This window comes from Cupriavidus sp. USMAHM13 (assembly GCF_001854285.1).
GTDB lineage: Bacteria > Pseudomonadota > Gammaproteobacteria > Burkholderiales > Burkholderiaceae > Cupriavidus > Cupriavidus malaysiensis.
Map to the genome: position 1 here is coordinate 2,780,894 of NZ_CP017751.1, position 20,723 is coordinate 2,801,616.

Genomic DNA, 20,723 nt, shown 5'->3' on the forward strand with positions numbered 1-20,723 from the left:
TCAATTCTCCCGTTTATCGTGCTTTTGTTGCCGCGCCGTCGCCAAGAAGTCGGCCCAAGACTGCATCATTTGCCGGCGCTCGGGCAGGTACTGCGCGTGGATGTAGGCGGCGCGCACCTTGTTGCGCTCGACGTGCGCGAGCTGGCGCTCGATGACGTCGGGCCGATAACCCAGCTCGTTCAGCGCGGTCGACGCCAGGCCGCGAAATCCGTGTCCCGTCATTCGTGAGTGGTAGCCCAGACGATAAAGCGCATACAGCATCGTGTTGTTGCTGATGTGACCGCCGCGTCCGCGCCCGCTGAAGAAGACGAACTCGCGCCGGCCGGTGAGCTCGCGCAGCTCGGCGAGCACCCGCAGGGCCTGAGCGGACAGCGGCACGACATGAGGGTCACGCATCTTCATCCGCTCGGCGGGAATGCGCCACTCCGCCTTGTCCTCGTCGAACTCTTCCCAGCGCGCCTGGATCAGTTCCTTGGTGCGGACAAGCGTGAGGGTCATGAGCTGCAGTGCCAGGCGTGTCACCGGGTCGCCCGAATAGGCATCAATGTCGCGCAGCAGCTGCGGCAGCTCGGCGAGCGGGATTCGAGTCTGGTGTTGGACGGGCGCCGAACGCAGCGCCGAGACGCTGTCGATGTCGGCCGCGGGATTGCGGTCGCACACGCCGCTGATGATTCCGTAGTGGAAGACGCCGCGCATCCGCTGCAGCAGCCGCTTCGTCGTCTCGCGCACGCCGCGCGCCTCGACCTTGCGCAACACTTCCAAGATGGCAGGCGCCCGAATGTCAGCGACCGACATGGCCCCGATCTCCGGAAAGACCTCCCTTTCCATGGAGGCAATCACCCGGGCGGCGTGGCTCTCGGTCCAGCTTTCCTTCTGCGTCTCGAACCAGCCGCGGGCCACCGCCTCGAATGAATGGCCAGCAGCAATCTTGGCTGCCCGGCGCCCTTCTTCCTTGACGACACCCGGATCACGGCCCGCGGCCACTTGGGCGCGTGCTGCCTCGCGCTGCGCGCGCGCCTGGGCCAGGGAAACCGTAGGATAGGCCCCGAAGCCAAGGCGGCTCTCACTGCCGGACGGCCGGATGTATTTGAAGCGCCAGAGTTTCCGCCCGTCGGCCATGACCTCGACATAGAGGCCTCCCCCGTCGAACAGCTTATAGGGCCGCTCGCGCGGCTTGGCGTTGCGGATCTTCGTGTCGGTCAGTGGCTCAACGGTACGGGGCACCGGGAATGGGGGCATCAGCGATGCCCCTAAGAATGCCCCAAAAAGTGCCGGATGCCAACGTTCGACAGCGAACGACGACGGACGCTGAATGCGCCTAATGCCTTGATTTACTTGGGATGGTGTACCACTGCGGACTGCAGCGGCCAATGACGTGGTGCCCAGAGCGGGACTCGAACCCGCACGCCTCGCGGCGCTACCCCCTCAAGATAGTGCGTCTACCAATTCCGCCATCTGGGCAAGGGGGCGCATTGTAACGGCTGGAAGCGATTTTGTGAACTGGTGCGCGTCGATCCATCCATTGCGAGGCGGGTTTCCGCGTTCCCGGCAGGCCTCTCGCACGCGGCATTCGCGGTCGGCAGGCCCCCGCGGCGGCCGGGCCGCCCGCGGGTACACGCTTAACCGAGCAGGTACTCCCGCGCCATCGTCCGTGCCCGGTGCAGGCGGCTCTTGGCGGCGGCCTGGCTGATGCCCAGGCGCTCGGCAAGTTCCCGCACGGTCAGTTCCTCGAAGTCGCGCAGCAGGATGATCTGGCGATAATCCGCCGGCAAGGATTCGAGGGCGCTGGCCAGCTCCATGCGCAGGCCCTCGCGGGAATGCGAGCCCAGCCAGTGGTCGAGCTTTTCCTCGTCGTAGGGATCGAAGCGGAGCGCCTTGCGTCCCAGCCGGCGGCATTCCCGCTCGACCACACGGAACAGCCAGCCCGAGAGCGCGGCCAGCGCGCGCAGCGAGCCGATGTGGCGTGACAGGATCAGCAGCGCTTCCTGCACGGCGTCGTCGACGTCGCTGACCAGGCAATGCCGCTTGGCGTAACGCCGGATATCCGGCTGGCACAGGCGCAGGATCTCCGCCAGCGCAGCGGGATCCCCGGTCTGGGCTTGCTGCAGCAGCGGCAGGTGTTGCTCGGCAACCTTCATGTCAGTTCCGCCGGGTGACGGCGCCCTTGTCCAGGCGCCGCCCGACCATGGCGCACATCGGGCAGAAGCCTACCAGGCCGGATACCACGATGCCAGCGGCGGCGAGCGCTCCGGCGATGCGCCAGCTAGCGGGCAGCCAGGCCAGCGCACCGGCGACGGCAAGCGCTCCGGCAACGATGCGCAGCATGCGCTCCCAGCCCGGCACATTCTTCACGTAGAACATCGTCATCTCCTGAAAGTCGAGGAAGTCCCTCGACCGACAAGAGGCAGCGGACGCGCGAGAGGATTCGCGCACGAGCAAAAAAGGGGCGTTCGACGAGTTCCGAGCGGCTGAATTATCACATTCCGTCGCCGACAGCCGGCCGCCGGATCGACGCCGCCTGCCCCGCCCGCTTCGTCACCCGGCCTCGGCCAGTGCCTCGCCGGCGATCTTGGGCCGCATGTCCAGCACGCGCCGCGCCTTGCCGGTGGTGGCACGCTCGATGCCGTTCGCGTCCACCACCTGTACCTGCGTGGTGACGCCGACGTAGGTCTTGATCTGGGCCTTCAGCTCGCGCTCCAGGACTGCCCTGCCCTCCGCGCCCAGCGCCCCCGCGGCCTCCGGGCGGGCTTCCACGCGCACGGCCAGGGTATCGAGATGGCCGTCGCGCGTCACCACCAGCTGGAACTGCGGGGCCAGCGCAGGCGTCTTCAGGATCAGTTCCTCGATCTGCGACGGGAACACGTTCACGCCGCGGATGATCAGCATGTCGTCGGAGCGGCCGGTGATCTTGCCGATGCGGCGCATGGAGCGCGAGGTCGGCGGCAGCAGGCGCGTCAGGTCGCGCGTGCGGTAGCGGATCACCGGCAGGGCTTCCTTGGTCAACGAGGTGAACACCAGTTCCCCTTCTTCCCCGTCCGGCAGGACTTCGCCGGTGACGGGGTCGATGATTTCCGCGTAGAAATGGTCTTCCCAGATGACCGGCCCGTCCTTGCTCTCCACGCATTCGCAGGCCACGCCCGGTCCCATGACCTCGGACAGGCCGTAGATGTCGACCGCGTCGATGCCCGCGCGCGCCTCGATCTCCGCCCGCATCGCGTCGGTCCAGGGCTCGGCGCCGAAGATCCCGAGCTTCAGCGAAGTCTCGGTCGGGTCCATGCCCTGGCGCATCATCTCTTCGATGAGGTTGAGCATGTAGGACGGCGTGACCATGATGATGTCCGGCTGGAACTCGCGGATCAGCTGCACCTGCTTCTCGGTCTGGCCGCCCGACATCGGCACCACCGTGCAACCGGCCCTCTCCGCGCCGTAGTGCGCGCCCAGGCCGCCGGTGAACAGGCCATAGCCGTAGCTCACGTGCACCAGGTCGCCGGGCCGTCCGCCGGCGGCGCGGATAGAGCGCGCCACCACGGTAGCCCAGGTATCGAGGTCGCGCGCGGTGTAGCCCACCACGGTGGGCTTGCCCGTGGTGCCGCTCGAGGCGTGCACGCGGGCGATCTTCTGGCGCGGCACGGCGAACATGCCGAAGGGATAGTTGTCGCGCAGGTCCTGCTTGACCAGGAAGGGGAACTTCGACAGGTCCGACAGCGACTTCAGGTCATCCGGCGCCACGCCCGCGGCATCGAAGGCGCGGCGATAGTGCGGCACGTTGTCGTAGGCATGGCGCACGCTCCATTTCAGCCGTTCCAGCTGCAGCGCCTGCAGTTCGTCGCGGCTGGCACGCTCGATCGGTTCCAGCTCGTCGGGGTGGGGGATGCGTTGGACCATTGTCTACTCCATCGTTGTCATCATGGCGCCGGATACGAGGGGGGCGGCGCGCGGGCACTGCGGATGCTGCGGATGCTGCGGGTGCTGCGCAGGAATCAGAGATGCGAGCGGCTTTGCACCACGCGGAAGCGGTTGGCCACGAACGCCGCGTCGGACAGCGACGCATTGGCGGCGGGGTTCGCACCGGTGGCATGGAAATCGCTGAAGGCGGCCGACTGGTTGACGAAGACGGCGCCGGTCAGGTTGAACGACAGCGCCACGCCGGCGTCCTCCGCCGCATCGCGGATGGCATCGGCCACACCATCGTCGGTGGTGTAGGCCGACAGCGTCAGCGCGCCATGCTCCTTCGCGCCGCGGCGGGCCAGCGCGATGCTGTGCGCGGTGTCCTCGGTGGCCACCACGAAGGAGATCGGGCCGAACAGTTCCTGCATGATCTTGCCTTCGTCGCTGGCATCGGTCTTCAGCACCAGCGGCGTATGCACGCGCGCGCCGGGAAATTCCGGGTGTACCAGGGCACGGCTGTCGACCACGATCTCGCCCAGTGCGCGCGATGCCGCGATGCGCTGCACCACGCCGTCGTTCTGGATCGCGCCGAGCAGTTCCACCGCCTTGGCGGGATCGCCGGTCAGCTTGCCCACGGCTTCGCCGATGGCGGCGGCCACCTGGTCGAAGCTCAAGCGCCCTTCCGGCGTCTCGATGCCGTCCTTGGGCACATAGATGTTCTGCGGCGCCGTGCACATCTGGCCGGAGTACAGGGCGAGCGAGAACGCGATATTGCGCACCATGCCCTTGAAGTCAGCGGTGGAGTCGACGACGATCTGGTTGACACCGGCCTTCTCCGTGAAGACTTGGGCCTGCCGGGCGTTGCGCTCCAGCCAGTCGCCGTTGACGGTGCTGCCGGTGAAATCGATCAGGCGCACTTCGGGGCGCAGTGCCAGCGTCGACGCCATGTGTTCGCTGGGATCGTTGGCCACCAGGGTGACGATATCGGGATCGAAGCCGGCTTCCGCCAGCACTTCGCGCGCCACTTCCACGGTGATGGCCAGCGGCAGGATGGCGCCCGGATGCGGCTTGACCACCACGGCATTGCCGGTCGCCAGGCTGGCGAACAGGCCGGGGTAGCCGTTCCAGGTGGGGAAAGTGCAGCAGCCGATCACCAGGCCCACGCCGCGCGGTACCACGGTGTACTGCTTTTCCATGCGCAGCGGCTCGTTCTTGCCCTGGGGCTTCTCCCACAGCGCGCGCCTGGGGATGCGGCGCATCTCGTCCCAGGCATAGGCCACGGCTTCCAGGCCGCGGTCCTGCGCGTGCGGACCGCCTGCCTGGAAGGCCATCATGAAGGCCTGGCCGGTGGTGTGCATCACCGCATAGGCGATTTCGAAGCTGCGGCGGTTCAAGCGCTGCAGGATCTCCAGCGAGACGCCGACCCAGGCCTCGGGGCCGGCCTTGCGCCAGGCCGGCAGTGCCTGCGCCACGCCGGCGAAGAGCTGATCGAGATCGGGCTTCGGATAACGCACGCCCAGTGCCATGCCGTAGGGCGAGACTTCCTGGCCCGCCTCGCCCACGGTGCCGGGCTGGGACAGCGCGAACGGCCGGCCCAGGCGCGCCTCGAAGGCGGCGCGGCCGTCCGCGTTGGCGCTCTCACCGTAGGCCTTCGGGCTCGGCATTTCGACGAACGGGCTCCAGTAGCCGCGCGTGGCGATGGCTTCGGTGGCTTGCTCCAGCAATGCCTGGTGGCGGGTGAAAAACGGATGGGACACAGCTTGCTCCGGGAAAACGGCGACTGCCTGCCTGGATGGCATGGACGGCGTGATGGATGGGTTGGATACTTGGATACCTGGCAGCGCTCCGGCTGTCAGGTTTCCTGGTCGAAATCGATGACCAGCTTGTCGCTGACGGCGTAGCTCTGGCAGCTCAGGATGAAGCCGCGCGCCACCTCGTAGTCCTCCAGCGCGAAGTTGACGTCCATGTCCACCTCGCCCTCGATACGCTTGCAACGGCAGGTCGAGCAGACACCGCCCTTGCAGGCGTACGGCAGTTCGATGCCTTGGGCCAGCGCGGCGTCGAGCACGGTCTCCTTGTGCTTGTCGAGCGTGAAGCGGCGCGTGCGGCCGTCCTGGATCACGGTCACCTCGCACTGCTGCCGGCCCACCTGCTTATGTACGTGTGCCACCGGCCGCGCGGCAGGAAGGCTGGTGGCGAACAGCTCGCGCTTGATGCTCGCCTTGTCCACCCCGCTCTCCTGCAGGGCCTGCGCCACCTCTTCCATCATCGAATGCGGGCCGCAGATGAAGGCCACGTCGATGTCCTCCGGCTTCACCCAGTGGCGCAGCAGGGCCCGTACCTTTTCGCCATCGATGCGGCCGTTGAACAGCTCGATGTCGAGTTGCTCGCGGCTCAGCACGAAGACCAGGTTGAAGCGTTCCAGGTAGGTGTCCTTCAGGTCTTCCAGCTCTTCCTTGAACAGCACCGACGACGAGGCGCGGTTGCCGTAGAACAGCGTGAAGCGGCTGCCGGGCTCCGTCATCAGCGTGGTCTTGATGATCGACAGCATCGGCGTGATGCCGCTGCCGGCGGCAAAGGCGACGTAGTGGCGGCGATTGGCTTCGGCCAGCGGCACGTGGAAGTGTCCAGCCGGCGGCATCACTTCCAGCGTCATGCCGGGGTGCAGCGTGTCGTTCGCCCAGTTGGAGAAGCGCCCGCCTTCGACCCGCTTGATGGCCACACGCAGGCGCCGGTCCTGCACCGCCGAGCAGATCGAATACGAGCGGCGCACGTCTTCGCCGTCGATGCCGGCGCGCAGCGTCAGGTGCTGCCCTTGCACGTAGCGGTAGGCATCGGCCAGCGCGTCGGGCACGGCGAAGGTCACTGCCACCGCATCGCGGGTCTCGCGGGTGACCGAAGCCACCGTCAGCTCATGGAATTTGCTCATCTCCCCACCTGTCTCGTTCAGTGAGCCTTGAAGTAATCGAACGGCTCCTTGCAGTCGCCGCAGCGGTACAGGGCCTTGCATGCCGTGGAGCCGAACTGGCTGACCAGGCGGGTGTGGCGCGAGCCGCAGTGCGGGCAGGCCACCACCAGTGCCGGCGAGGCCTTGCGGCCGATGGCAAGCGAGCCGCCGGCGCCGCGCAGGCCGCTGATGTCGATGGCCTGCTCCGCCGGCGGCGCGATGCCGTAGCCCGACAGGCTGGCCTTGCCGCGCGCGCTCATCCAGTCGGTGGTCCAGGCCGGGGCCAGGCGCGTCTGCACGCTGACGTGCCCGACGCCGTGCGCCGCCAGCGTGCGCTCGATCTCCTCGCGGATCGCCGTCATGGCCGGACAACCCGAGTACGTCGGCGTGATGGTGACGACGCAGGTGTCGTCCAGCCAGGCCACATCGCGCACGATGCCCAGGTCCACCACCGAGATCACCGGGACTTCCGGGTCCGGCACCTTGTCCAGCCAGGCCCAGACCTGGTCCAGGCTGGCGCGCTCGGCAACTGTCGCTGACATGGCGGCCTCCCTCACCAGCTGGCGCCCGGATAGGCGCGCTGCAGGAACTGCATCTCGGCCAGCAGGTAGCCCAGGTGCTCGCTATGCCGGCCCTGGCGTCCGCCGCTCTGCGCCCAGCCGCCGGCCGGGCGGCTCAGCGTCGCCTCGTCCAGCACCTCGTTGACATGGCGCAGCCACGCGCCGGCCAGCGTGGCCGGGTCGACGGCCACACCCTGCGCCGCCAGCGCCGCGTCGGCGGCATCGCTTTCGAACAACTCGCCGGTGAACATCCACAGATCGTCGAAGGCCTGCTGCATGCGGCGCCGGCTTTCCACGGTGCCGTCGCCCAGGCGCACCACCAGGTCGGCGCTGCGGCGCGCGTGGTAGGCCACCTCCTTCAGCGACTTGGCCGCGATCTCGGCGATGCGCGCATCGGCGCTGTGCTGCAGGCCGTCGAGCAGGAAGTAGTGCCAGGTGTCGAACAGGAACTGGCGTGCCAGCGTATCGGCATAGCTGCCGTTGGGCTGCTCGACCAGCAGCAGGTTGCGGAACTGGTGCGCGTCGCGCAGGTAGGCGAGCTGGTCGGCGCTGCGGCCGGCCCCCTCCACTTCCCCGGCATAGCCCAGCCACAGGCGCGTCTGGCCGATCAGGTCCAGCGCCACGTTGGTCAGGGCGATGTCCTCTTCCAGGGCGGGGCCGCGACCGCACCATTCCGACAGGCGCTGGCCCAGTACCAGCGTGCTGTCGCCCAGGCGCAGCAGGTATTCGAGCTTGTGTTGGTCCATGGTGGAGTCGTCCTCGCGCGCTGCCATCAGATGTGCTTGACCTCTTCCGGCATCGGGAAGAACGTCGGGTGCCGGTAGATCTTGCTGTTGGCGGGCTCGAACAGCGGGCCCTTGTCGCCCGGGCTGCTCGCCATCACGTCGGCGGCCTTCACCACCCAGACGCTGACGCCTTCGTTGCGGCGCGTGTAGACATCGCGCGCATGGTTGATGGCCATCTCGCCATCGGGCGCATGCAGGCTGCCCACATGCTTGTGGGCCAGGCCGTGCTGGCTGCGGATAAAGATCTCCCAAAGCGGCCACTCTTTCATGGCAACTCTCCTGTCAGGTTGGCGGTGGGTCGGCGCGCCGGCTGGCGCGCCCGGTGTCAGGCGGCGGCGCGCTCTGCCTTGTCGGCGTGCGCCACCAGGGCGTCGCGGAACCAGGCGCCGTCGTCCCAGGCCTTGACGCGCGTGCGCAGGCGTTCGCGGTTGCACGGCCCGTTGCCGCGCAGCACGTTGTAGAACTCGTCCCAGTCGATGGCGCCGAAGTCGTAGTGGCCGCGTTCCTCGTTCCACTTCAGGTCCGGATCGGGAACGGTCAGGCCCAGGTACTCGGCCTGCGGCACGGTCTGGTCGACCATCTTCTGGCGCAGTTCGTCGTTGGAGAACAGCTTGATGCGCCACTGCATCGATTGCGCGCTGTTGGGCGAATCGGCGTCGGACGGGCCGAACATCATCAGCGCCGGCCACCACCACCGGTTCAGCGCGTCCTGCGCCATCTGCTTCTGCTCCGGCGTGCCGCGGCACAGCGCCAGCAGGATGTCGTAGCCCTGGCGCTGGTGGAACGACTCTTCCTTGCATACCCGCACCATGGCACGGGCATAGGGGCCGAAGGAACAACGGCACAGCGGCACCTGGTTGATGATGGCGGAACCGTCCACCAGCCAGCCGATGGCGCCGATGTCGGCCCAGCTCAGCGTGGGGTAGTTGAAGATGCTGGAGTACTTGGCCTTGCCGGCGTGCAGGTCATCCAGCAACTGGTCGCGCGACACGCCCAGCGTTTCCGCCGCGCTGTAGAGATAGAGGCCGTGGCCCGCTTCATCCTGGATCTTGGCCAGCAGGATCGCCTTGCGTTCCAGCGTGGGTGCACGGGTGACCCAGTTGCCCTCGGGCAGCTGTCCCACGATCTCGGAATGCGCATGCTGCGAGATCTGGCGGACCAGCGTCTTGCGGTAGGCCTCGGGCATCCAGTCCTTGGCCTCGATCTTGATGCCGGCATCGATGCGCGCCTGGAACTCGCGCTCCTGCGGGTCCATTTCGTCCAGCGCGCGAAGCCTTGTCGCCCCCGTCTCCACCAGTTGTGCGTACATCCCGTGCTCCGTTTTTCCAGGCCTTGACCTGCGTCAAACCGTCTCGATGAAGGGGATGATAGTGATACAATTTGATTCAAACAATCGATGTTTCTGTATCACTTTCAAGGTGTACGCATGGCCACCCGCCTGGATATCGACACCGTTTCTCCCCAGCTTGCGCGGCTCGCCCGCGGACTCAAGCTCGGCGCCAATTCGATGCTGGTGACCTTGTTCGGCGATGTGGTGGCGCCACGGCCGCAGGCGCTCTGGCTGGGCAGCCTGATCCACCTCGCGGAACCATTCGGCATCAACGACCGGCTGGTGCGCACCGCGACGTTCCGGCTGGCCGCGGACGACTGGCTCAGTGCCACGCGCCTCGGACGGCGCAGTTACTACGGGCTGTCGGAAGCGGGATTGCAGCGTGTGACGCACGCGGGCAAGCGCATCTATGCCGGCGAAGCGGCACAGTGGGACGGACGCTGGACCCTGGTGCTGGTGCGCGGCGACGCCCGCGCCACCCTGCGGCAGCAACTGAAGCGGGAGCTGTTGTGGGAAGGCTTCGGCGCCATCGCTCCCGGCGTGTTCGCCCATCCGCGAGCGGACGCGTCATCGCTGCGGGAAATCCTCACTGCCGCCAAGGCGCTCGACTATGTGGCGGTGATGGAGGCGGCCAGCCTGGCCGCCTTCTCGCTGGAGCCGCTGCAGGTCCTGATGCAACAGACCTTCCGGCTGGGCGACGTGGCCGCCGCCTGGCAGGCGCTGCTGCGCCGCTTCTCGCCGCTGCTGGACAGTGCCGCCGGCCTGGCGCCGGTCGACGCCTTCTTCCTGCGGGCCCTGCTGCTGCATGAGTACCGCCGCGTGCTGCTGCGCGACCCCGACCTGCCCGAAGCCCTGCTGCCGGCCGACTGGCCGGGCCGCACCGCACGCATGATGTGCCGCGACATGTACACGGCATTGCTGGACGCCAGCGAAGACTACCTGCACGCTACAGTGGAGACCGCCGACGGCCCGCTGCAAGGCGCCAGGCGCGAGTTGCGCAAGCGCTTCGGCGCCGGCACCGCGCGCCCGGCCGGACAGCCGGCTGCCTGAAGGCCGCCTGTCCGATGGCCCGCGGCCGCGCCGCGGCCTTCCTTCACTTCAGCAGCTTGTCGAAATCCCGGTCGAGCCGGGCCAGCGAGGCATCGATGGCACCGCGGCGCGCCTGGATCCACGCCTGCTGCCGCGCCAGATCCTGCTCGGCGGCCTTCAGCATGCGTTCCATTTCCGCCGGCTGCGGGCCGCCGGAGGTCACACGGTGGTTGACGATGGCCACCGGGTCGAGCGCCGCGCGGAACTCCGCCTCGCTCATCGGGAACTCGGTACTGCCGTAGTCGTGCACCGACTCCGCATAGATGCGCCTGGCCTCGGCGTAGGGAAAGGCACTGGGCCTGATGTCGTGCGCCTTGGCGTAGTCGACCAGGTTGGAGGCGAAGTGATGACCGACGCGGAACGGCAGCTTGTACTTGCGCATCAGCTCGTCGGCCAGCTCCTGCGACGCGGTCCAGTCGCTGTCCAGTTCCTCCAGCGCGCGCTGGCGGTCGATCACCAGCGCCGTCATGATGCGGTCGAGCCCTTGCAGCGCGGTCACCGCGCTCTGCACCATCTGCCCGTTGGTCACCGCATCCTTGGCGTCGGACATGCCCGGCGGCAGGTTGTGCGCGCGGATCACCGGCCCCATGGCCAGCGTGATCGCGGTGGAGGCCTTCTCGCGGGTGGAATTCAGCAGGCCGGGATTACGCTTCTGCGGCATCGCGCTGGACACATAGGTATTGCCGCCCCCTTCCTGCAGCAGGATCCATGGGCGCGGCTGCGCGTACTGCGTCATCACGTCCTCGATGAAGCCGCCGACGTGCAGGGCGATGCTGGTGACGATGGCGCCGACCTCCACCGGCAGGTCGACCGCGCTGATCTGCGACGCATCGTAGGCGTTGTCGACCAGGGCGGAGAAGCCGAGATAGCCCGCCATGCGCTGGCGGTCGAGCGGCCAGCCGGTGCCGTTGAGCACCGTGGTGCCCATCGGCGAGCGGTCGATACGCTGGTAGGCCTCGCGCAGGCGCTGCGCGTCGCGTTCCAGGCCGGCCTGGATCCCGAGCAGGTAGTGCCCGTAGCTGTTCGGCTGCGCCGCCACGCCATTGGTGTAGTTGGGCACGATGGTGCCGGCATGCTGGCGCGCCAGCTTGACGATGGTGGCCGAAGTCTTGTCGAGCTGGTCGGCCAGACCCAGCACCTCTTCGCGCAGCATGGCCGCGCGCACCGTGGCCAGCATGTCCTGGCTGGAACGCCCGGCGTGGATCAGCGTGACCTCCTGTCCGGCGGCCTGGATCATCAGCGGCTCGAAGGTGATCACCAGGGACGGGCGCTTGCCGCCGGGCTTGTCGCCGTCGGCCAGCACCTTGGCGATGCCGCCGGCCACGCGCGGCGCCAGCGTCCGCTCGAGCAGCCCCTCGTCGGTATTGATCACCGTCGACGCCTTGTTGATCTCGCCCAGCCAGAAGAAGGCATCGTGCCTGGCACCGTCCGCGGCCAGCGCCGCCTGCGGGGCAGCCACGGCCAGCCAGGCGAGCGCGCTCGACACGGCCAGGGTTCTCAGGCGATGGGGGGATCGTGCGGTGGGCATGGGGTCTCCTTGGTTTTCATCCTGCCCGGCGTTCGCGGGCTGCCACGGAGGCGCACCATACACCAGATCGGCCGTGCGCGAGGGCGCACGGATGTCCTCCCCGCCGCTCAAACCCGCCCGCGCAGCGGCTGCAGCAGGTGCCCCAGGCCGTTGTGGTCCAGCTCCTGCATCAACGCCAGCAGGCGGCCCAGCTCGCCCGGAGGGAAGCCCTCGCGCGCGAACCAGTTCAGGTAGTTGCCGGGCAGGTCGGCGATCAGCGTCCCCTTGTACTTGCCGAAGGGCATCTTGCGTGTGACGAGCAGGAGGAGGGATTCGCTGTCGGGGAGCATGGTGGTGGGCCGGGAACGACTGGCCGGCATTGTAGCGCCGTGGTAGCGCCGTGATGGCCTGCAGCACCCTGTGCACGACGATGGCACGCAGGCGCCCGCCAGGGTGGCGGACGCCTGCCGGCGGCCTCACAGCGCCTCCACCAGCCGCTTGTCGCTGTTGTGGCAATACTCCGCACACGCCGCCCGCGCCGAATTGGCCGCGCCGTGCACGAACAGCGGCGCATCGGCGCGCCGCGACATCGACACCACGATGGAGGGCGGCGCCGGCTGCAGCGGCAATTCCACCACCTCGCCGCTCTCGATCAAGCGGTCGACGAACAGCCGCGGGATGGCGGCCACACCGAAACCGTCGCGCACCAGCTGGACGATCACGGCAATCGACGGCGAGCCGGTGATGCGCGTCTCCGACAGCGGCACGCCGTGCACGCCGGCGAGCTTGGCCACGATGTCTTCCAGCGCGCGATGCGGCGCGGTGCCGCGGCCGAAGGTGAGGATGGGGTGCTGCAGCACCTGCAAGGCGAGCGGGCCGCGCGTATGCGACAGCAGGCCGGCACGCGCCACCCAGTGCACGGGGTAGTTGGCGAGCGCATTGCACACCACATTGCTTTCGTCGCTGCCTTCGACACGGATGATGAGGTCGAGCTCGTCGGCGATCAGCCGGCGCTGCAGCACCACGCTCACATCGGCGGTCAGTTCGACTTCCAGCTGGGGATAGTCGGCGGCCAGGCGCCGCATGTAGTGCGGCAGCCAGCTATGCACCACGGTCTCGATCACACCCAGGCGCAGGCGCCCGCGGATCTTGCTGTCCCCCGAGGCGGCGGCATGCAGGCGGCGCGCCGCCTCGACCACGCTCCTGGCGTAGCCGAGCAGGTACTCGCCGTTGGGGGTCAGGCGGAACTCGCGGCTCTCGCGGTCCACCAGCACGGTCTGCAACTCGTCCTCCAGCGCCTTGATGCGTTGCGAGATGGCCGCTGGCGTCGCATGCAGAGCGGCCGCGGTTGCACGGAAGCTGTGCAGCTTGGCCAGCGTGACGAAGGTCTCCAGGAAGCGCGTATTCATCTGGCTGCCGCCCGTATCGACGCGGAAGACATCGAGTTGCCTGTGCGTTCACCGCAGTTCACGCCCAAGGCGCATGCGCACCGGCAGAGGGAAATCAAGGGAAAACCCGTATAAACGTTAAGAATTGCTTTACAGGGATGCCAATAAAAAGTCGTTGGCGACAGAAAATTTTACTCCCTATCGTTCAGGTCAGACACGACCACGTCATTCCGACATGCCCCTGACGATGCCCACCCACCCGACCCCTTTCGACTTCCGCCAGGCCGTGCGCAGCGGCCAGTTCCGCGGCCCCACCGCCGGACACTGCGGCGACTACGCGCAGGCCAACCTCGCCATCCTGCCGGCGGCGCACGCCGGCGATTTCCTGCGCTTCTGCCAGGCCAATCCGAAGCCCTGTCCCTTGCTGGGCGTGGGCGAGCCGGGGCAGTGGCATGTGCCGGAGCTCGGGCGCGAGGTCGACATCCGCAACGACGTGCCGGCCTACAACGTCTACCGCGACGGCAAGCTGGCGGAAGAGACCGATTCCCTGGCCGAGCTGTGGCAGAACGACTTCGTGGTGTTCGCCATCGGTTGCTCGTTCTCCTTCGAACAGATGCTGGCGCAGGAGGGCATTCCGCTGCGGCATGTGGAAGAAGGCCGCAACGTGCCGATGTACCGCACCCGCGTCGCCAACCGGCGCGCAGGCGTGTTCGGCGGGCAGCTGGTGGTGTCGATGCGGCCCATGCGGGGCGCCGACGCCATCCGCGCGGTGCAGATCACCAGCCGCTTTCCCGCCGTCCATGGTGCGCCGATCCACATCGGCGACCCGGCCGAGCTGGGCATCGAGGACCTGTCACGGCCCGAGTTCGGCGACGCTGTCACCGTCAAGCCGGGCGAACTGCCGGTGTTCTGGGCCTGCGGCGTCACGCCCCAGACCGCGATCATGGCCGCCAGGCTGCCGCTGGCGATCGCGCACAAGCCGGGCCACATGCTGGTGACCGACATCCGCAACGCCTCGCTCGCCGTCTTCTAGCCTCGCCGCCCCGCCTGCCCCGGCACCTTTTTCCGACTTTCCCGCCCTTGCTTCGCCGTTCCCCCTCACGCACCCAGGAGCGTTTCATGGACCACCAGACCCCCGCGATGGCCCCCCCTATCCCGCCCAAGACGTCGGCCGATGCCGGCGGCAACCTGTTCTCCTGGTACGGCGACGCTGCGCCGCGCGAGAAACGCGCCTTCTGGAGCTGCAAGGTCGGCTACATGCTCGACGGCATGGATACGCAGATGCTGTCCTTCGTCATCCCGACCCTGGTCGCCACCTGGGGCATCAGCCTGGCCGACGCCGGCTTCATCGGTACGCTCACCTTGCTGGCCTCGGCGCTGGGCGGCTGGGCCGCCGGCATCCTGTCGGACCGCATCGGGCGCGTACGCACGCTGCAGCTGACGGTGCTGTGGTTCGCCGTCTTCACCGGCCTGTGCGGCCTGGCGCAGAACTACCACCAGTTGCTGGCGGCGCGGGCGCTGATGGGTTTCGGCTTCGGCGGCGAATGGACCGCCGGCGCGGTGCTGATCGGCGAGGTGATCCGCGCCAAGGACCGCGGCAAGGCTGTCGGCCTGGTGCAGTCCGGCTGGGCCATCGGCTGGGGCCTGACGGCCATCCTGTATTCCGTGCTGTTCTCCGTCCTGCCGGCGGAGTTGGCATGGCGCGCGCTCTTCCTGGTGGGCCTGCTGCCGGCACTGCTGGTGGTGGTGATCCGCCGCTATGTGAAGGAACCGGACGTCTATGAGAAGGAAAAGGCCGCGCAGGGCAAGGCCAGCGACCATCCGCGCCTGACCGAGATCTTCCGTCCCGCGCTGCTGTCGACGACCATCCGCGCGGCGCTGCTGGCAACCGGCGCGCAGGGTGGCTACTACGCCATCACGACCTGGCTGCCGACCTTCCTGAAGACGGAGCGCCACCTGACGGTGATGGGCACCGGCGGCTACCTGGCGATGATCATCTTCGGCTCGTGGGTGGGCTACCTCGTCAGTTCCTACCTGACCGACCGCCTCGGCCGCAAGCCCAACTTCATCCTGTTCGCGCTCGGCTCGATGACGATCGCCTTCAGCTACACCATGCTGCCGCTGACCAACGGCGCCATGTTCTGGCTCGGCTTTCCGCTCGGCTTCTTCGCCTCCGGCATCTTCAGCGGCATGGGTGCCTTCCTCACGGAACTGTTCCCGACCCGCGTACGTGGCTCCGGCCAGGGCTTCTGCTACAACTTCGGCCGCGCGGTCGGCGCCCTCTTCCCCTTCCTGATCGGCGCGCTGTCCAAGGAATACGGCCTGGGCACCAGCATCGGCATCTTTGCCGCGGCGGCCTACGGGGTGCTCATCCTGGCGGCGCTGACGCTGCCGGAGACACGCGGCCGGGAACTGGAAGCGGCCGGCGCGTAACGATGCACAACGACGCATAGCAACGCATCGCAACGCATAACAACGCACGACAATCCACGACGACGCACGCGTCATCCACAGCCGGCGGCACCGGGCTCGCGCAGCGAGCGGCCGGCCGCCGGCCGACCCGCGTGGCGCGTCAGCGCGAATTGAACATCGGATGCCGCGCGCAGGCCGACAGCACGATGCGCTCCGACTGCGACAGGTAGTCATTGAGCAGCGCCGCGCTCTCGGCCAGCTTGCCCGCTTCGAACAACTGCAGGATGCGCAGGTTCATGTCGACGTAGGGACCGTGCAGGAACTCGGCGTCCTGCAGGATGCCGAAGGCCAGGCGCTGCTCGGCCAGCAGGTGGGAGAACATGGTCTTCAAGCGCTCGCTGTCGGCCAGTTCGACGATGGCCATGTGGAAGTCCATATTGGCCGTGCCCACGCCTTGCCAGTCACCCTGCGCCCGGCAGCGCAGCCCCATCTCGACCGCGGCGCGCAGGTGCCGCACCGCCGGATGGCTCGGGTAGGCCTGGGCCAGCGCCTGGCACTCGATCAGCCGGCGCACGCGGTAGATATCGACGATGTCCGCGATGCCGGGCACCGCCACCGAGACGCCGCGGTTGGGCTCGTGCTTGAGCAGGCCCTCCTTGGTCAGGACGCGGAAGATCTCGCGCAGGGTATTGCGCGAGATCTGCAGGCTTTCGGCGAGGGCGGCTTCGGACAGGCGCTGGCCAGGCAGGAAATCGCCTTGCACGATCCTCTGGCGGATCTCGTCGGTGACCCGTTCGGCCAGGTTCTTGGTATCGGGACTGGATGTCATCTAGCGTTGGCTCATGCGTGGTCGGGCCTGCGCTCCTGTCCGGCCGGCCAATCGCGGTAGCGCAACCCGGCGCCGGACGGCCGCGCTGGCATGTTAGCGCACTCTGCCGGGCGATTTGCACCGGTTAGGCGCATATCCGCGCACCATTGTCGACCTAGGTGTATACCATGATCGTCAACTTTCACGGATTGTTCAACAATCTTATAACCATAGTTGATCGAAAATACGATCTGACTATTCATTGCCGGCACTACCTGCACTGTATGTGTATCGCCAGACAAGATGAGAGGGAGTTGGCGCCGATCGCGCCGATCGCGCCGATCGCGCCGCTTGACCGATCCCCTGCGTACGTGGCCCGACACTTTGTGCCATCCACGCCGCGACACGGATCCCGGCCCTGCCCTCCCGCTGCCGCGGTGCTGACGCATCGGAGCCGTGCCTACTCGAATTGACCGCTCGCGGAGTCTCCTCTTGCGTTTCCTACCCGTCTCCCTGAATGCGCTGCTGGTGGAACTGGCCGACCTGGACCAGACGCTGGCCCTGCTGGCCTCGCTGCAGCGCGAGCCCCTGCCCGGTGTGGAGGAACTCGTGCCTGCGGCACGGACCATCCTGGTCCGCTTCCGCCCCTCGGCCTGCGGCCTGGCGCAGCTGGTGCAGACCATTGCCGCGCGCGACCTGAGCCAGCGCGCCGAGCGCAGCGCGACCCTGGTGGAGATCCCCGTCCACTACGATGGCGAGGACCTGGCCGAGGTGGCGCAACGGCTGGGCATCACGCCGGAAGAGGTGGTCCGCCGCCACACCGGCAGCGAATACACCGTGGCCTTCACCGGCTTCGCGCCGGGCTTTGCCTACCTCTCCGGCGGACACCCGAGCTTCGACGTGCCGCGCCGGACCACGCCGCGCACGCGCATCCCGGCCGGTGCCGTGGGCCTGGCCGGCACCTTCAGCGGCGTCTATCCGCAGGCCAGCCCCGGCGGCTGGCAGATCATCGGCGTGACGCCGGTGGCCATGTGGGACCTGGGCCGTGAGCAGCCGGCGCTGCTGCAGCCCGGCTACCGTGTGCGCTTCGTCGATATCGCCACGCTGGAGGCCGGCGCGCGCGCCGCCTGGGATGCCGACAGGGGCCGCCGCAGCAGCGACAGCAGCGGCGCGCCCGCCCAGGCCGCCGGCGGCCGCAGCCGCGCCGACCTCGCCCCGGGCCAGGCCGCGCTGCAGGTCAAGGCCACTGGCCTGCTGACCGTGTTCCAGGACCTGGGCCGCCATGGCCAGGCCGGGCAAGGTGTGTCGGCCTCGGGCGCGATGGACCGGGCGGCGCTGAAGACGGCCAACCGCCTGGTGGGCAACCCCAGCGACACGGCTGCGCTCGAGACCGTGGGCGGCGGCCTGCAACTGCAGAGCCTGGGCGAGACCGTGGTGGCCGTGACCGGCGCCGATGCGCCCCTCACGGTGAAGACCGCCGACGGCCGCCGCTGGCCCGTGCCCGGCCACCAGGCGCTTGCCCTCGCCGACGGCGACGTGCTGGCGATCGGCCAGCCGACGGCCGGCGCACGCTGCTACGTGGCCGCGCGTGGCGGCTTTGCCGTGGCGCCGGTGCTCGGCAGTTGCGCCACCGACACCCTGGCCAACGTCGGTCCCGCGCCGCTGGCCGTGGGCGAGGTGCTGGGCCTGCGTCCGGCGGCGGCCGGCGCCGTGGTGGGCGATCCGGTGCCGCCCGCGGCCGACCTGCCCACGCTGGAGCAGGAGGTCGTGCTGGACGTGGTGATGGGCCCGCGCACCGACTGGTTCACGCCTGAGGCCGTGGCCCGCCTGGCCGGCCAGCGCTGGCAGGTCACGCCCCAATCCAACCGTGTCGGCCTGCGCCTGGCGGGCGACGTGCCGCTGGAGCGCGCCGTGGGCGGCGAACTGCCCAGCGAAGGTACCGCCCTGGGCGCCCTGCAGGTGCCGCCCAGCGGCCAGCCCGTGCTGTTCCTGGCCGACCACCCGCTGACCGGCGGCTATCCCGTGATCGCCACCGTGGCGCCGCACCACCTCGACCGCGCCGGACAGATCCCGGTGGGCGCCTGGCTGCGCTTCCGCCCGATCCGCGCTTTCGAAGACCTCTCTCCAACCGACGCCGCCGGCAAGGCTGGCACCCTGTGAGCCCCATCATGAAGAAAGTCCTGGTTGCCAACCGCGGCGAGATCGCCGTCCGCATCATCCGCGCCTGCGCCGACTACGGCGTGCAGTCGGTGGCCGTCTACGCCAATGCCGACCTCGACGCCGTGCACGCCCGCCTGGCCGACGAAGCCTACGGCCTGGACGGCGACCGGCCGGCCGATACCTACCTCAACATTCCCAAGCTGCTGGAGATCGCCCGGCGCAGCGGCGCCGATGCCGTGCACCCCGGCTACGGCTTCCTCTCGGAGAGCGAGGCCTTTGCGCGGGCGGTGATCGATGCCGGCCTGCGCTGGATCGGCCCCTCGCCGGCCACCATCGCCAAGCTGGGCGACAAGGTCGAGGCGCGCAAGATCGCCCTCCAGGTGGGCGCCCCGCTGGTGGCCGGCACGCCCGACCCGGTCAAGGATGCCGGCGAGGTGCTGGCCTTCGCCGAGCAACACGGCCTGCCCATCATCATCAAGGCCGCCTTCGGCGGCGGCGGCCGCGGCATGAAGATCGCATGGCGCATGGACGAGGTGGAAGAGCTCTACCACTCGGCCGTGCGCGAGGCCGTCACGGCCTTCGGCCGCGGCGAGTGCTTCGTCGAGCAGTTCCTCGACAAACCCCGCCATATCGAGGCCCAGGTGCTGGCCGACACCCACGGCAACGTGGTGGTGCTGGGCACGCGCGACTGTTCGCTGCAGCGACGCAACCAGAAGCTGGTGGAAGAAGCGCCCGCGCCCTTCCTCAGCGACGCCCAGCGCGAACGCATCCACAGCGCGGCACGCGACATCTGCGCCGCGGCCGGCTACACCAGCGCCGGCACGGTGGAATTCCTGCTCAGCACCGGCGGCGCCATCTCCTTCCTGGAGGTGAACACCCGCCTGCAGGTGGAGCATCCGGTGACCGAACAGACCACCGGCGTGGACCTGGTGGTGGAGCAGCTGCGCGTGGCCGACGGCCTGCCGCTGTCCGTCACCGCCACGCCCGCGCCGCTGGGCCATTCGATCGAGTTCCGCATCAATGCGGAGGACGTCGGCCGCGGCTTCCTGCCCACCCCCGGCCCGGTGCAGCGTTTCGAGGCACCGTCGGGCCCCGGCGTGCGCGTCGATGCCGGCGTGCAGACCGGCTCGGTGGTGCCCGGCACCTTCGACTCGCTGATGGCCAAGCTGATCGTCACCGGCGCCACCCGCGAGCAGGCCCTGGCCCGCGCGCGCCGGGCCCTGCGCGAGTTCCACATCGAGGGCGTGGCCTCGGTACTGCCCTTCCACCGCACTGTCGTCGACCACCCGGATTTCCTCGGCGCCGATGGCTTCCGCGTGCATACCCGCTGGATCGAATCCGACTTCGCCGAGCCGCTGGCCGCCGCCGTGCGCGCCGAGCCGCAGCCCGACACCGGCCTCTTGCGCACCGTCATCGAGATCGACGGCCGCCGCGTGCGCCTGGGACTGCCGGCGCAGCTGATGCGCGGCCTGGCCGATGCGCCTGGGGCCACCTCCGCCGGCCCCGCGGGCGAGGCCGCCGGCGCCTCCGAAGCCGACCTGCTGGCGCCGATCGCCGGCACCGTGCACGCCTGGAAGGTGGAAGCGGGCGCCGAGGTCCAGGAAGGCGACCTGGTGGCCGTGATGGAAGCCATGAAGATGGAGATGCAGGTCCACGCGCATCGCGCCGGACGCATCACGCTGCACGCCAGCCCCGGCAGCGCAGTGGCAGCCGGCGCCCCGATCGCGACGATCGGCTGAGCGCGCGCCGGCCCTTGCGGCCGGCCGGAGGCGGGCGCGCGGCTCAGTCCGCCCGCAGCATGCGCGTGGTCATGGCCACGGTGAAACAAAGTCTCGCGGTGCCGGTGGAC

Annotated in this window: 19 protein-coding genes and 1 tRNA gene; 5 read left to right on the forward strand and 15 right to left on the reverse strand. The window is 68.7% G+C overall.

Annotated elements, in window-relative coordinates; all coding sequences use genetic code 11:
- From BKK81_RS12210 to paaA, 11 genes are all read right to left on the reverse strand, one after another.
- Positions 1 to 1,239, reverse strand: coding sequence for a tyrosine-type recombinase/integrase (locus tag BKK81_RS12210; RefSeq protein WP_071013227.1), 1,239 nt, complete (start codon positions 1,237 to 1,239; stop codon positions 1 to 3).
- 137 nt (positions 1,240 to 1,376) lie between these two features.
- Positions 1,377 to 1,461, reverse strand: a tRNA-Leu gene (locus tag BKK81_RS12215).
- Positions 1,462 to 1,619: 158 nt separating this feature from the next.
- Complete coding sequence (locus tag BKK81_RS12220; RefSeq protein WP_071013230.1) at positions 1,620 to 2,138, reverse strand: RNA polymerase sigma factor; 519 nt, start codon at positions 2,136 to 2,138, stop codon at positions 1,620 to 1,622.
- A 1-nt stretch (position 2,139) separates the two neighbouring features.
- Positions 2,140 to 2,361, reverse strand: a complete 222-nt coding sequence (locus BKK81_RS12225) for a YgaP-like transmembrane domain (protein WP_071013232.1) — start codon at positions 2,359 to 2,361, stop codon at positions 2,140 to 2,142.
- Between the two features lie 174 nt (positions 2,362 to 2,535).
- Positions 2,536 to 3,885 (reverse strand): phenylacetate--CoA ligase PaaK, encoded by a 1,350-nt coding sequence (paaK, locus tag BKK81_RS12230; RefSeq protein ID WP_071013235.1) that lies wholly within the window; start codon positions 3,883 to 3,885, stop codon positions 2,536 to 2,538.
- 95 nt (positions 3,886 to 3,980) lie between these two features.
- A complete protein-coding gene (gene paaN, locus BKK81_RS12235; protein WP_071013238.1) occupies positions 3,981 to 5,645 on the reverse strand; it encodes a phenylacetic acid degradation protein PaaN in 1,665 nt (554 codons plus the stop codon).
- A 95-nt stretch (positions 5,646 to 5,740) separates the two neighbouring features.
- On the reverse strand, positions 5,741 to 6,817 hold the full coding sequence (gene paaE / locus BKK81_RS12240) for a 1,2-phenylacetyl-CoA epoxidase subunit PaaE (RefSeq protein WP_071013240.1): 1,077 nt from the start codon (positions 6,815 to 6,817) through the stop codon (positions 5,741 to 5,743).
- Between the two features lie 17 nt (positions 6,818 to 6,834).
- On the reverse strand, positions 6,835 to 7,377 hold the full coding sequence (gene paaD / locus BKK81_RS12245; protein ID WP_071013242.1) for a 1,2-phenylacetyl-CoA epoxidase subunit PaaD: 543 nt from the start codon (positions 7,375 to 7,377) through the stop codon (positions 6,835 to 6,837).
- Positions 7,378 to 7,388: 11 nt separating this feature from the next.
- Entirely contained in the window at positions 7,389 to 8,141 is a 753-nt protein-coding gene (gene paaC, locus BKK81_RS12250; RefSeq protein ID WP_071016406.1) for a 1,2-phenylacetyl-CoA epoxidase subunit PaaC, read from the reverse strand.
- A gap of 26 nt (positions 8,142 to 8,167) precedes the next feature.
- Complete coding sequence (gene paaB / locus BKK81_RS12255) at positions 8,168 to 8,449, reverse strand: 1,2-phenylacetyl-CoA epoxidase subunit PaaB (RefSeq protein ID WP_071013245.1); 282 nt, start codon at positions 8,447 to 8,449, stop codon at positions 8,168 to 8,170.
- Between the two features lie 56 nt (positions 8,450 to 8,505).
- Positions 8,506 to 9,489: a 1,2-phenylacetyl-CoA epoxidase subunit PaaA gene (paaA, locus tag BKK81_RS12260; protein ID WP_071013247.1), complete on the reverse strand. Its 984-nt coding sequence runs from the start codon at positions 9,487 to 9,489 to the stop codon at positions 8,506 to 8,508.
- A gap of 117 nt (positions 9,490 to 9,606) precedes the next feature.
- On the opposite strand from paaA, the gene paaX reads away from it, so the two are divergent.
- A complete protein-coding gene (paaX, locus tag BKK81_RS12265; RefSeq protein ID WP_071013250.1) occupies positions 9,607 to 10,560 on the forward strand; it encodes a phenylacetic acid degradation operon negative regulatory protein PaaX in 954 nt (317 codons plus the stop codon).
- Positions 10,561 to 10,603: 43 nt separating this feature from the next.
- Here the strand turns inward: paaX and BKK81_RS12270 are convergent, their stop codons facing one another.
- The 3 genes from BKK81_RS12270 to BKK81_RS12280 form a co-directional block, all read right to left on the reverse strand.
- On the reverse strand, positions 10,604 to 12,127 hold the full coding sequence (locus tag BKK81_RS12270; protein WP_071013252.1) for an argininosuccinate lyase: 1,524 nt from the start codon (positions 12,125 to 12,127) through the stop codon (positions 10,604 to 10,606).
- A 107-nt stretch (positions 12,128 to 12,234) separates the two neighbouring features.
- Entirely contained in the window at positions 12,235 to 12,456 is a 222-nt protein-coding gene (locus tag BKK81_RS12275; protein WP_071013255.1) for a DUF3820 family protein, read from the reverse strand.
- Between the two features lie 126 nt (positions 12,457 to 12,582).
- Complete coding sequence (locus tag BKK81_RS12280) at positions 12,583 to 13,515, reverse strand: LysR family transcriptional regulator (RefSeq protein WP_071013258.1); 933 nt, start codon at positions 13,513 to 13,515, stop codon at positions 12,583 to 12,585.
- A 226-nt stretch (positions 13,516 to 13,741) separates the two neighbouring features.
- Here BKK81_RS12280 and BKK81_RS12285 point away from each other — a divergent pair, with 226 nt between their 5' ends.
- Together BKK81_RS12285 and BKK81_RS12290 are read left to right on the forward strand one after the other, a co-directional pair.
- Entirely contained in the window at positions 13,742 to 14,527 is a 786-nt protein-coding gene (locus BKK81_RS12285) for a putative hydro-lyase (protein ID WP_071016408.1), read from the forward strand.
- Positions 14,528 to 14,634: 107 nt separating this feature from the next.
- Positions 14,635 to 15,927, forward strand: a complete 1,293-nt coding sequence (locus BKK81_RS12290) for an MFS transporter (protein WP_156811369.1) — start codon at positions 14,635 to 14,637, stop codon at positions 15,925 to 15,927.
- A 139-nt stretch (positions 15,928 to 16,066) separates the two neighbouring features.
- Here BKK81_RS12290 and BKK81_RS12295 read toward each other — a convergent pair whose 3' ends face one another.
- Positions 16,067 to 16,735, reverse strand: coding sequence for a GntR family transcriptional regulator (locus tag BKK81_RS12295; RefSeq protein WP_071013263.1), 669 nt, complete (start codon positions 16,733 to 16,735; stop codon positions 16,067 to 16,069).
- A gap of 471 nt (positions 16,736 to 17,206) precedes the next feature.
- Here BKK81_RS12295 and pxpB point away from each other — a divergent pair, with 471 nt between their 5' ends.
- Positions 17,207 to 18,874, forward strand: coding sequence for a 5-oxoprolinase subunit PxpB (pxpB, locus tag BKK81_RS12300; RefSeq protein WP_071013265.1), 1,668 nt, complete (start codon positions 17,207 to 17,209; stop codon positions 18,872 to 18,874).
- Positions 18,875 to 18,882: 8 nt separating this feature from the next.
- Positions 18,883 to 20,613 (forward strand): acetyl/propionyl/methylcrotonyl-CoA carboxylase subunit alpha, encoded by a 1,731-nt coding sequence (locus tag BKK81_RS12305; protein ID WP_071013268.1) that lies wholly within the window; start codon positions 18,883 to 18,885, stop codon positions 20,611 to 20,613.
- Positions 20,614 to 20,723: the final 110 nt, after the last annotated feature.

What these genes read in the sequence shown, in the direction of transcription:
- BKK81_RS12275 (WP_071013255.1), bottom strand. Translation starts at nt 12,456, where the DNA reads ATGCTCCCCGACAGCGAATCCCTCCTCCTGCTCGTCACACGCAAGATG.
- paaX (WP_071013250.1), top strand. Translation starts at nt 9,607, where the DNA reads ATGGCCACCCGCCTGGATATCGACACCGTTTCTCCCCAGCTTGCGCGG.
- paaC (WP_071016406.1), bottom strand. Translation starts at nt 8,141, where the DNA reads ATGGACCAACACAAGCTCGAATACCTGCTGCGCCTGGGCGACAGCACG.
- BKK81_RS12210 (WP_071013227.1), bottom strand. Translation starts at nt 1,239, where the DNA reads ATGCCCCCATTCCCGGTGCCCCGTACCGTTGAGCCACTGACCGACACG.
- BKK81_RS12280 (WP_071013258.1), bottom strand. Translation starts at nt 13,515, where the DNA reads ATGAATACGCGCTTCCTGGAGACCTTCGTCACGCTGGCCAAGCTGCAC.
- BKK81_RS12295 (WP_071013263.1), bottom strand. Translation starts at nt 16,735, where the DNA reads ATGACATCCAGTCCCGATACCAAGAACCTGGCCGAACGGGTCACCGAC.
- BKK81_RS12270 (WP_071013252.1), bottom strand. Translation starts at nt 12,127, where the DNA reads ATGCCCACCGCACGATCCCCCCATCGCCTGAGAACCCTGGCCGTGTCG.
- paaD (WP_071013242.1), bottom strand. Translation starts at nt 7,377, where the DNA reads ATGTCAGCGACAGTTGCCGAGCGCGCCAGCCTGGACCAGGTCTGGGCC.
- paaK (WP_071013235.1), bottom strand. Translation starts at nt 3,885, where the DNA reads ATGGTCCAACGCATCCCCCACCCCGACGAGCTGGAACCGATCGAGCGT.
- paaE (WP_071013240.1), bottom strand. Translation starts at nt 6,817, where the DNA reads ATGAGCAAATTCCATGAGCTGACGGTGGCTTCGGTCACCCGCGAGACC.
- BKK81_RS12285 (WP_071016408.1), top strand. Translation starts at nt 13,742, where the DNA reads ATGCCCACCCACCCGACCCCTTTCGACTTCCGCCAGGCCGTGCGCAGC.
- BKK81_RS12290 (WP_156811369.1), top strand. Translation starts at nt 14,635, where the DNA reads ATGGCCCCCCCTATCCCGCCCAAGACGTCGGCCGATGCCGGCGGCAAC.
- paaA (WP_071013247.1), bottom strand. Translation starts at nt 9,489, where the DNA reads ATGTACGCACAACTGGTGGAGACGGGGGCGACAAGGCTTCGCGCGCTG.
- paaB (WP_071013245.1), bottom strand. Translation starts at nt 8,449, where the DNA reads ATGAAAGAGTGGCCGCTTTGGGAGATCTTTATCCGCAGCCAGCACGGC.
- BKK81_RS12305 (WP_071013268.1), top strand. Translation starts at nt 18,883, where the DNA reads ATGAAGAAAGTCCTGGTTGCCAACCGCGGCGAGATCGCCGTCCGCATC.
- BKK81_RS12220 (WP_071013230.1), bottom strand. Translation starts at nt 2,138, where the DNA reads ATGAAGGTTGCCGAGCAACACCTGCCGCTGCTGCAGCAAGCCCAGACC.
- BKK81_RS12225 (WP_071013232.1), bottom strand. Translation starts at nt 2,361, where the DNA reads ATGTTCTACGTGAAGAATGTGCCGGGCTGGGAGCGCATGCTGCGCATC.